The organism is Actinomadura sp. NPDC000929 (assembly GCF_040492065.1).
GTDB classification, from domain to species: Bacteria; Actinomycetota; Actinomycetes; order Streptosporangiales; family Streptosporangiaceae; genus Spirillospora; species Spirillospora verrucosospora.
In genome coordinates this window covers 1-3,089 of record NZ_JBEUPA010000297.1, presented here as the reverse complement: position 1 = coordinate 3,089, position 3,089 = coordinate 1, and the positions used below count along the sequence as shown (strand labels likewise).

The following is a 3,089-nucleotide window of genomic DNA, read 5'->3' as shown; positions in this document are numbered from 1 at the left end:
CGGCCGCGGTCGCCGCCGCGGTGCGCGCCGCCCGGCCGGGCACGGCGGGCGGCGACGCCGGCGAGGCCGAGATCCCCGTCGTCTACGACGGCGCCGACCTCGCCGAGGTGGCCCGCCTCACCGGGCTCGCCCCGGACGAGGTCGTCGCCGCCCACACCGGGACCCCGTGGCGGGTCGCGTTCACCGGGTTCGCGCCCGGATTCGGCTACCTGGAGGGCGGCGACCCGCGGCTGGACGTCCCGCGCCGCGCCACGCCCCGCGTCCGCGTCCCGGCGGGCGCGGTCGGCCTGGCCGGGCGCTACAGCGGCGTCTACCCGGTCGAGTCCCCGGGCGGCTGGCAGCTCATCGGACGCACGGAGGCCGTCCTGTGGGACCTCGAACGCGACCCGCCCGCCCTCCTGCGCCCGGGAACGCGGGTCCGCTTCGTCCGGAGGAAATCGTGAAGCCCTGGCGGGAACCATGAAGCGCGCTCTGGACGTTCTCCGCACAGGACCCCTGGCGACAGTCCAGGACCTGGGCCGCTCGGGTCACGCGGCGCTCGGCGTGGGGGTGTCGGGCGCCGCGGACCCGGGCTCGTTCCGCCTCGCCAACCGGCTGCTCGGCAACCCCGAGGAGGAGGCCGCGGTCGAGGTCACCTTCGGCGGCCTGCACGTGCGCTGCCGCGGCGGCGTGTTCGCCGCGGTGACCGGCGCGCCCGCCCCGCTGCTGGTGGACGGCCGCCCCGAGGCTCCCTACTCGGTCTTCCACGTCCCGGACGGCGCCGAACTGCGGATGGGCGTGCCCACCTCCGGGCTGCGCAGCTACCTGGCCGTGCGCGGCGGCGTCGCCGTCCCGCCCGTCCTCGGGTCCCGCTCCACCGACACGCTCTCCGGCCTCGGCCCCGCCCCGCTCAAGCCCGGCGACCTGCTGCCCGTCGGCCCGCCGCCCGCCGCGGCGCCGCTCCTGGACGCCGCGCCCGTCGCGCCCCCGCGCGGCGGCGACATCGTGCTGCGCGCGATGCCCGGCCCGCGCCACGACTGGTTCGCCCCCGGCGCGCTCGCGGCGCTCTTCTCCGCCGCCTACACGGTGACCAGCGAGATCGACCGCGTCGGCATGCGCCTGGACGGGCCGGAGCTGGAGCACGCCGGGCGCGGCGAGCTGCCCAGCGAGGGGACGGTCACCGGGGCGCTGCAGGTCCCGCCGTCCGGGCGGCCCGTGCTGTTCCTCGCCGACCACCCGCTCACCGGCGGCTACCCCGTGATCGCGGTGGTCGCCTCCGCCGACGTCGGCCGCGCCGCCCAGGCCCGCCCCGGCCAGCGGCTCCGGTTCCGGCCGCACCCCGCACCGAACCTCCGGGAGGAAACATGACCGCACCCCTCGACCCGGGCGCGCTCACGCCGGACCAGGCGAGGGCCCTGTTCCGCGCCGGCCTGCGCGTTCCCACGTCCGGCTGGTGCGCCGGCTGGACGCAGGCGAACCTCATCGCCGTGCCGCGCGAGTACGCCTTCGACCTGCTGCTGTTCGCGCAGCGCAACCCCAAACCGTGCCCCGTCCTGGACGTGACCGAGCCCGGCGAGACCTCCTCCCCGCTGTTCGCCGGGGACCTGCGCACCGACCTGCCCGGCTACGTCGTCTACGAGCACGGAGTGCCGGTCGCCGAGACGAACGACGTGACCGCCCACTGGCGCGAGGACCTCGTCTCGTTCCTCATCGGGTGCAGCTTCACCTTCGAGGACGCGCTCCGCGAGGCCGGCGTGCCCGTCCGGCACATCGAGCAGAACAGCAACGTCCCGATGTACCGGACGAACCGGATGTGCCGCCGCGCCGGCGAGTTCGGCGGCCCGCTCGTCGTCTCCATGCGCCCCGTCCCCGCCGCGCAGGTGGCCGACGCCGTGCGCGTGACGTCCCGGTACCCCTCCGTCCACGGCGCGCCCGTGCACGTCGGCGACCCCGTCGAGCTCGGCATCGACGACCTGTCCGCGCCGGACTTCGGCGACCCGGTCGAGATCCGAGTGGACGAGGTCCCGGTGTTCTGGGCCTGCGGTGTGACCCCGCAGGCGGCGGTGATGGCCTCCCGCCCCAAGCTCGCCATCGGGCACGCCCCCGGCCACATGGCGATCACCGACGCGCGCGACAGCCGGTACCTCGTTCCCTGAGTCCGGCATAGGCTTCGTCCATGCCCGAGATCATCGCCCCGGGCGAACGCCTCGGGGGGCGCTACCGCATCGAGCGGCCTCTCGGCTCCGGCGGCATGGCGACCGTCTGGCGCGCGGTCGACACCGTCCTCGACCGCGCCGTCGCGGTCAAGGTCCCCAAGGACGGCGGGCCCGAGGAGTTCTCGCGGCGCCTGCGCCAGGAGGCGCAGGCCGCCGCAGCCCTGACCCACCCGGGCGTCACTGGCGTGTACGACTACGGCGAGCACCGCGTCGGCTCGGAGGGAGCCCCGTGGCGGGAGCCGCGCCGGATCCCGTACGTGGTCATGGAGCTGCTGGACGGGGAGAGCCTGGCCGTGCGTCTGGCGCGCGGCCCGCTGCCCTGGCGCGAGGCGGCCGGGATCTGCGCCCGGGTCGCCGACGCCCTGGCCGCCGCCCATGACGCCGGCATCGTGCACCGCGACATCAAGCCCGGCAACGTCTACCTCACCCCGGTCGAGGTGAAGGTCCTCGACTTCGGCATCGCGTTCACCGGCACGGCGGGCGGACCGGTGATGGGCACGCCCGCCTACATGGCGCCCGAACTGGTGAGCGGGACGCCCCCGACCCCGGCGGCCGACGTCTACTCCCTGGGCGTCGTCCTGCACGAGTGCCTGACCGGAGCGCCGCCCACGCCCTCGTCCGCCTTCCGGAAGGGCACACCGGACGAGGTCGCCGCCCTCTGCCGCGGCTGCCTGTCCCCGGACCCCGGTGCGCGCCCCACCGCCGCCGAAGCGGCCCGCGTCCTGTCCCGCGCCTCGGGCGTCCGGCTCCAGGTGCCCGGCGCCGCCGCCCCCGCCGACCCTCCGCCGCCGGACCGGCCGCGGAACCCGACCCGCGTCCTGGACGACCCCGGACCGTCCCGGCGAGGGCCCGCGCGGCGGCCGCTGCTGGTCGCCGGGGTCGCGGCCGGGGCGC

General features: G+C 77.0%; 4 protein-coding genes. All 4 read left to right on the top strand.

Going from position 1 to position 3,089, the window contains the following annotated elements:
• On the top strand, positions 1-443 hold a 443-nt coding region (locus tag ABWI04_RS42280), incomplete at its 5' end, for a 5-oxoprolinase subunit B family protein (RefSeq protein WP_353835928.1).
• 16 nt (positions 444-459) lie between these two features.
• Positions 460-1,347, top strand: a complete 888-nt coding sequence (locus ABWI04_RS42275; RefSeq protein ID WP_353835927.1) for a 5-oxoprolinase subunit C family protein — start codon at positions 460-462, stop codon at positions 1,345-1,347.
• Positions 1,344-2,135 (top strand): putative hydro-lyase, encoded by a 792-nt coding sequence (locus tag ABWI04_RS42270; RefSeq protein ID WP_353835926.1) that lies wholly within the window; start codon positions 1,344-1,346, stop codon positions 2,133-2,135. Before ABWI04_RS42275 ends, ABWI04_RS42270 begins: the two co-directional genes overlap by 4 nt.
• A 20-nt stretch (positions 2,136-2,155) precedes the next feature.
• On the top strand, positions 2,156-3,089 hold a 934-nt coding region (locus tag ABWI04_RS42265), incomplete at its 3' end, for a serine/threonine-protein kinase (protein ID WP_353835925.1).

Coding starts and splice junctions, on each gene's coding strand:
- ABWI04_RS42275 (WP_353835927.1), top strand. CDS start 460: ATGAAGCGCGCTCTGGACGTTCTCCGCACAGGACCCCTGGCGACAGTC.
- ABWI04_RS42270 (WP_353835926.1), top strand. CDS start 1,344: ATGACCGCACCCCTCGACCCGGGCGCGCTCACGCCGGACCAGGCGAGG.